The sequence below is a fragment of the Reyranella sp. CPCC 100927 genome (genome assembly GCF_007859315.1).
Taxonomy (GTDB): Bacteria; Pseudomonadota; Alphaproteobacteria; order Reyranellales; family Reyranellaceae; genus Vineibacter.
The window spans coordinates 102,369-109,121 of sequence record NZ_VOHA01000024.1 but is presented as its reverse complement, the minus strand read 5'-3'; the positions used below and the strand labels follow the sequence as shown (position 1 = coordinate 109,121).

The window sequence follows — 6,753 nt, the reverse complement described above, 5'->3', positions numbered from 1 at the left end:
GCCACGCGCTCGGGTGCCGGCCGCGGTGCGGCGGCGGGTGGCGGTGGCGTCTCCGGCCGCGGCGGCGGCGCCATGCGTTCCGGCGCCTTGGGCATAGCCGTCGGTGGCGGCGCGACCTTCTCTGGTGGTTTCGCCGGCGCAGTCGGCGGCGGCCCCACACGCTCAGGCGCTTTCGGGCCAACACTCGGCGGCGCGGTGGGTGTACCCGGCTCCTTCGGTGTCGCTTGCGGGCCCGGTCCACGCTCGCGCAGCGGCGGCAGATCGGGTCGCCCCGGCGGGCTTACTTTTTCCTCCGGCCGCGGCGGCACGCCTGGCCCCTTGGCCGGCGGCACCGCGCCGGTCGGCGGCAAGCGCTTGTCGTCGGGCTGGCCCGGCCTGGGACCCGCAGCCGGGGGTAACGCTGGCGGGCTGTCCGGACGATCGGGCACGCGTGCGCTCTTGGGGCCCGGTGCGGCCGGACGCTCGGACCGCTCGGGACGGCCCAGGGTCGGCATGTCGCCCAACGTCGTGCGGTTTACGACAGGCGCCGGCGCCTTGGTATCGGGGCCCCTGGCATCGGGCAGGCGCTTGTCCGGCGTGCGGTTTGGCAACACCGGCGGCGCCGCCACGGGCGCCACATCCGCCTTCACCAGATGGTCACCCTGCACTCTCAGCGCGGCGCGGTTCACCGGCCGCGCCTTCTCGAAGACCTCGGTCGGCACGACGGTGGCGTAGCGCTGGTTGGCGTACGTCCAGCGTTCATCATCGCGCCGGTCGTCACGACGATCCTTCCAGCGCGCGACATAGTCGGTGCGACGCTCGATCTCCGTGACGTTGGTAACGTTGGTCACGTTGATGTTGCGGATGTACGTGCGGTTGGTCGTGTACGGCGGCACATAGACTTCGCGCGGCCCCAGCGGGAACCAGCCGACCGCCGGACCGCGGCTGCCGACGGTGAACTCGGCGATGGTCGCACCAACGAAGCCCACGACCGCCGGGGCGTAGACCGGCCGCGCCGTGCGTGCCGGCGGCACCCAGCTCCAGCGGTTGTTGAACATCACCCAGCGGCCATAGTGGAACGGCGCGAAACCCCACGGCGCATCGTCGATCCAGGTCCAGCCCCAGGGGCGCACCCACGCCCAATGGCCATGACGATAGGGCGCCCAACCCGACGGCACCGCACGCGGCACCCAGACCTGGCCGTAGTCGCCGCCGGGGACCCACTGGCCGTAGGCATCGAGGTCCTCGTAACCCGTGACCGTGTTGGCAATGTATTGCGACGCCGGGCGATAGATGATCTGGCGGTCGCGCGCCGCCCACTCCGGCGGCATCGGCGGCGGCGCCAGGCGCTGGGTCGAAAACACGACGGGCGTCGTGCCCGTCACCAGCCCGATCTCGCCGGCCTGCACGGCGAGGACACTGCCGTTGGCGTCGACGAACTGCGCCGCGCCGCTGCGCACGCCGATGCGGGTGGGATCGTCCGTGGTGCCGGCCTCGATCAGGTAGTCGCCATCCGCCATCAACCGCACGGTGCCGCGCGGCGTCAGGATGTCGACAGGCCGCTCCGATGCGACGCCCGACATCCGCACGTCGATGCGGCCTTGTGGCAGGCGCAGCCGGAACTGATCATCGTCCAGTGCCAGTGCATCGATCTCAGTGGCGCCCTGCAGGCGCACGCGCATGCCGGCCACCACCATTTCGGCGCGGCCGTTGGGCTCGGTCCACAACGCGCCGCCGGTGGTGAACGGATAATTCAGCACCGCGGGTGACCAGCGCGCCTCGTCGCCGTCGTGATAGGACGCCGTGCCGGCGACATAGCTGATACGGCCGACACGGGCCGGCGGATCGGCCTGGGCCAGGGCGTTGCCGGCCATGGCCAGCACGGCAAGCCCGAAACAAGCGGCAAACGCCGCACGCAACCAGCGCTGCATGGTGCCTCCTGGAGACCGGCCTCGACGTGAAAACGTCACCGCAAAGAGCCAGTTCCCCATGTCAGATACGACTGGTGTTGTGTCGAACCGGGGGCATCCCGCGGCGGCTCCGGGGTGTTTTCGTGATGAAGTGTGGCGAAATGGCCCGAGAGCTTGGTTGCAGCGATGGCGAGATCACCGCTACGGTAGTCGCGAGGGGGAGCGGTCGATGAAGGTTGTCTATTCCGACAAGCACGCGCTGCACGATCCGGCGTTCTTTCTCGTGCGTGGTGAGCGCCGGGACAGCGCCGAGAAGCCCGGACGGGCCGACATCCTGCTGAAGGCCGCGCGCGAGGACGGCCACGAAATCGTGGCCCCGGCCTATACCGGGCTGGTGCCGGTGCTGGCGATCCATACGCCCGAATACGTCGATTTCCTCCAGGTGGCGCAGCGCGAGTGGCGCGCGCTCGAGGGCGCCGGCCCCGAGGTGATCCCCAATGTGCATCCGGTGCGCTATCGCGGCACCTACCCGCGCGCGATCGCCGGTCGCGCCGGCTGGCACCAGGTCGATGGCGCCTGCCCGATTGGTTCCGGCACCTGGGAGGCCGCGCTGGCAGCCGCTCAGGTCGCCGTCACCGCGGCGCAGATCGTGATGGACGAGACCCGCACCGGTGCCGCCACGCCGATGGCTTACGCGCTGTGTCGGCCGCCGGGCCATCACGCCTATGCCGACATGGCCGGCGGCTTCTGCTTCCTGAACAACACCGCGATCGCCGCCCAGCACCTGCGCACCGAGCACCAGCGCGTCGCCATCCTCGATATCGACGTGCATCACGGCAACGGCACGCAAGGCATCTTCTATGCCCGCAGCGACGTGCTCACCGTCTCCATCCACGCTGATCCAGCCGACTACTATCCCTTCTTCTGGGGGCATGCGCACGAGCGCGGCGAAGGTGCCGGTGAAGGCAGCAACTTCAACCTGCCGCTGCCGCTGGGCAGCAGCGATGCCGTCTGGCTCGCTGCCGGCGAACGCGCGCTGGAGCGCATCCGCACCTTCGCGCCCACGGCGCTGGTCGTGGCCCTGGGCCTCGATGCCTCCGAGCACGATCCGCTGCAGGGCCTGAAGGTCACCACATCAGGCTTCGGCCGCATGGCAGCGCTGATCGCGGCGCTGAAGCTGCCCACGGTGCTGGTGCAGGAAGGCGGCTACCTCGGGCCCGAGCTGGGCGACAATTTGATGGCCGCGCTGCGCGGGTTCAGCGCATCCTGATCAACCGGCCGTCGGCGCCGCCGGAAAGTCGGCAATCGCCCGCAGGATGTCGTCGGGCGTGACCAGACCGGTGATCGTCCCAGCCGTATCCACCAGCAACGCCATCTGCACCGACGCGCGGCGCAGGCGTTCCATCACGTCGAGCACGCTGGCGGTATCCGGCACGACGACCGGCTCGTGCAGGGTGCGAGCGGGATCGACCGCGCCGCGCTCCATCAGGCCGGCCAGCATGTCCCGGGTGAGCGCCATCCCGAGCACCGCATCGAGCCTGCCGCGTGCCACCGGAAAGCGGGAACGGCCAGCCGTCAGCACGATGCGACGCACGTCCGCCTCTGGCGCCTCGATGTCGAGCCAGACGACCTCATCACGCGGCGTCATGATGCTGTGCGCCGGCTGGTCCGCCAGCATGATCACGCTCTTCACCATCGCGCGCTCCTGCGGCTTGAAGACCTGAGCGGCGTCTGACGCCGCGACCAGCGGCGCGACGGCATCGTCGATGCCCGGCGCCGGGCTTCGGCTGCCCAACAGGCGCAGCACGACAGCCGCGGCGCGCTCGCGCGGCCGGATCGTCGCCAGTTGGCGTCGTCGGTTGCGGCGGCCGATCTGGTTGAGGGCTTCGATCAGGATCGAGAAGGTGATGGCCGCATAGAGATAGCCCTTGGGGATGTGAAAACCGACGCCCTCGATCGCCAGGCTGAAGCCGATCATCAGCAGAAAGCCCAGGCAAAGGATCACCACCGTGGGATGCGCACCGATGAAATCCATCAAGGGGCGGCTCGCCACCATCATCACCAGCACGGCGATGACCACGGCCGTCATCATCACCGAAAGCTCCCGGACCATGCCGACGGCCGTGATCACCGAATCGAGCGAAAAGATCGCATCGAGGACGACGATCTGCACGATCACCTGCCAGAAAACAGCGGGTGCCGTGCCCGACGGCCGGTTCTCGGCCGCCCCTTCCAGGCGCTGGTGCAGCTCCGTCGTCGCCTTGAACAGCAGGAAGAGCCCGCCGCCGATCAGAATCAGGTCGCGGCCGGAGAATGCGATGTCCAGCACGTGAAAGAGTGGCGCCGTCAGCGACGCGATCCAGGCGATCCCGGCCAGCAGGGCCAACCGCATGAACAGCGCCAACCCCAGCCCCAAGAGCCGCGCCTTCTGGCGGCGTTCCGGCGGCAGGCGGTCGGTCAGGATCGCAATGAAGACCAGGTTGTCGATGCCCAGCACGATCTCGAGCACGACAAGAGTGCCAAGGCCGAACCAGGCCGTGGGATCGGCCATCCAGTCGAACGCCATCATCGGTCTCTCGGATCGGAACGCGGCGGTGGCGTGCCGTCAGTGCGGGTTGCACAAGTCCGGTGCCCAACGCTTCAATGCCAGATGGCGAGCCTCGGTTCCGCATGCCTGCCGTTCTGTCCCTGCCGGTTGACCGGTCTTGGCCTGCCGCGCCTTAATCGGGGCAACATCGCACGGCCTGCGCATGAATGAACACGCATCCAGAGATCAGCGTCCGGCCCCTCTCGCACGGGCCGCAGCGCTGGCGCCCGCGCTGGCAGCCGCCGCCGACGCGATCGAGCGTACGCAGCGCATCCCCGAACCGCTGCTGTCGGCGCTGCATGAGTCGCGTCTGTTCCGCATGCTGCTGCCGCGCTCGGTCGGCGGCGATGAGGTCGAGCCTTGGGTCTACCTGGGCGCCGTCGAAGAAGTCGCGCGCCACGATGGCTCGGTCGCCTGGAATATCTTCGTCGGCAACAGCTCGGCATTGATCGCCCCCTTCGTACCCCTGGCGACGGCGCACACGATCTATGCCGACCCGCGCACCATCATCGCCTGGGGGCCGCCCAACAGCTGCCGTGCGCAGGCAGCGCCCGGTGGCTACCGCGTCAGCGGCCGCTGGGATTTCGCCTCGGGCTGCCGGCAGGCGAACTGGATGGGCGTGCATTGCCTGGTCGAGGAGGCCGACGGATCGCTGCGCCTGAACCGGGCCGGGCGGCCGACGATGCGCACCCTGCTCTTCCCGGCCGAACAGGCCGAACTGCTCGACACCTGGAACGTGATCGGTCTGCGCGGCACGGCCAGCAACTCCTACACAATCAGCGACATCTTCGTGCCGGAGGCGTTCAGCGGCACGCGCGAGGATCCGGCGCTGCGGTCCGAGTCCGGACGGCTCTACGCCTTCACCATGCAGGGTCTCTACGCCGTGGGCGTCGCCGGTGTCGGACTCGGCATCGCGCGCGCCATGCTGGACGCCTTTGTCGACCTCGCCACCCGCAAGGCACCGCGCAACCTCGGCCGGCTGGCCGACAGCGCCACGGTGCAATCCGGCGTCGCGCGGATGGAGGCCCGGTTGGGCGCGGCGCGCGCCTATCTGACAGAGACGCTGTCGTCGATCTGGGCAACGGCGGGCACCGAAGCGCCCATCGACGTGCCCGCCCGGGCACGCGTGCGGCTGGCCTGCACGCACGCCATCCAGACCGCCGAAGCGGTGGCCAACCATGCCTACAAGGCGGCCGGCACCGACGCGATCTTCCTCGGCACCGCCTTCGAGCGCCGTTTCCGCGACATGCACACGCTCTCCCAGCAGATCCAGTCGCGCCCGTCGCATTTCGAGGCGGTCGGCCAGATCCTATTGGGCATCGAACCGAGGGGACCGTTCCTGTAGCGCTCAATCGCCGCCACGGCCGCCGATCACGATCACCGTCGGCTTGGCCGGCAATGTCGCCTTGCTGACGTCGATGGTGCGGCCGTCGGGCCATACCGCCGCGTAGCTGTCGGCCACGATACCTAAAAAGCGATCGACCTGCAGGCTGCCCCAGTAGTGCATGGGCAGCACGACCTGCGGCTGGATCTGCTTGATCACCTCGGCCATCAGCGGCACGCCCATGGTGTAGGAGCCGTCGATCGGCACCATCAGCACGTCGATCCGGCCGAGCTGCTCGAGATGCTCCTTCTCCAGGCGATGATGCAGGTGGCCGAGATGGGCGATGCACAGATCGCCGATGCGGAAACCAAAGATCGAGTTGCCGTTCTGCCGCACGCCGCCATAGTCGCGCGCGTTGGTCGGCACATTCCAGACCTGGACATCGCGCAGCGTGACGTCGTGCGTCATCAGGTCCCGGCCACCCTCGGCCCAGCCGCGCAGCACGTGCGTGACCCCGGGTTCGATATCGTCGGTGAAGTGCGTGCCGTGCGCATTGTTCATGGTGACGATATCGGGCCGCCGGCCATAGCCGTTCAGGCCGTTGTAGTCGGTGATCACCCGCACCCCTTGCGGGGTCTCGATCAGGAAGCTGGCGTGACCGACGAAAGTGATCCGTGCCGCGCTTGCGGCAGCGTTCTGTACCAGCAGGTTTCCCAGACCGGCCTGATGGATCAGCGGCGCACCCTGTGCGACGTTTTTTGTGCATCTGGCCAACGCGGCCGGCGCCAGCGCGACAGCAAGAACCGCCAGCGCACAGGCCAACATGGAGCGGGCATAGGTGAGGCGCACGGAAACCTCCTGGACTTCCTGAGTACGATGCCCGCGCGACGCAACATCAGCAACGGCCGCGGTTCCGAAACTCGCATCAGCACGATATCCGCTCCATGCGCATG

At 68.8% G+C, this 6,753-nt stretch carries 5 protein-coding genes; 2 read left to right on the top strand and 3 right to left on the bottom strand.

Annotation, left to right across the window (positions count from 1 at the left end; all coding sequences use genetic code 11):
• On the bottom strand, window positions 1-1,910 hold a 1,910-nt coding region (locus FQU96_RS35620; protein WP_178130962.1), incomplete at its 3' end, for a DUF6600 domain-containing protein.
• Window positions 1,911-2,118: 208 nt separating this feature from the next.
• Between FQU96_RS35620 and FQU96_RS35615 the strand changes: the two genes are divergently transcribed.
• Window positions 2,119-3,159: a histone deacetylase family protein gene (locus FQU96_RS35615; RefSeq protein WP_146546166.1), complete on the top strand. Its 1,041-nt coding sequence runs from the start codon at window positions 2,119-2,121 to the stop codon at window positions 3,157-3,159.
• On the opposite strand, the gene FQU96_RS35610 is transcribed toward FQU96_RS35615, so the two are convergent.
• Window positions 3,160-4,458 (bottom strand): CBS domain-containing protein, encoded by a 1,299-nt coding sequence (locus FQU96_RS35610; RefSeq protein ID WP_218575002.1) that lies wholly within the window; start codon window positions 4,456-4,458, stop codon window positions 3,160-3,162.
• A 181-nt stretch (window positions 4,459-4,639) separates the two neighbouring features.
• On the opposite strand from FQU96_RS35610, the gene FQU96_RS35605 reads away from it, so the two are divergent.
• On the top strand, window positions 4,640-5,821 hold the full coding sequence (locus FQU96_RS35605; protein ID WP_146546165.1) for an acyl-CoA dehydrogenase family protein: 1,182 nt from the start codon (window positions 4,640-4,642) through the stop codon (window positions 5,819-5,821).
• A gap of 3 nt (window positions 5,822-5,824) precedes the next feature.
• On the opposite strand, the gene FQU96_RS35600 is transcribed toward FQU96_RS35605, so the two are convergent.
• Window positions 5,825-6,649 (bottom strand): MBL fold metallo-hydrolase, encoded by an 825-nt coding sequence (locus FQU96_RS35600; protein WP_178130960.1) that lies wholly within the window; start codon window positions 6,647-6,649, stop codon window positions 5,825-5,827.
• Between the last annotated feature and the right edge of the window lie 104 nt (window positions 6,650-6,753).

What these genes read in the sequence shown, in the direction of transcription:
- FQU96_RS35615 (WP_146546166.1), top strand. Translation starts at nt 2,119, where the DNA reads ATGAAGGTTGTCTATTCCGACAAGCACGCGCTGCACGATCCGGCGTTC.
- FQU96_RS35605 (WP_146546165.1), top strand. Translation starts at nt 4,640, where the DNA reads ATGAATGAACACGCATCCAGAGATCAGCGTCCGGCCCCTCTCGCACGG.
- FQU96_RS35610 (WP_218575002.1), bottom strand. Translation starts at nt 4,458, where the DNA reads ATGATGGCGTTCGACTGGATGGCCGATCCCACGGCCTGGTTCGGCCTT.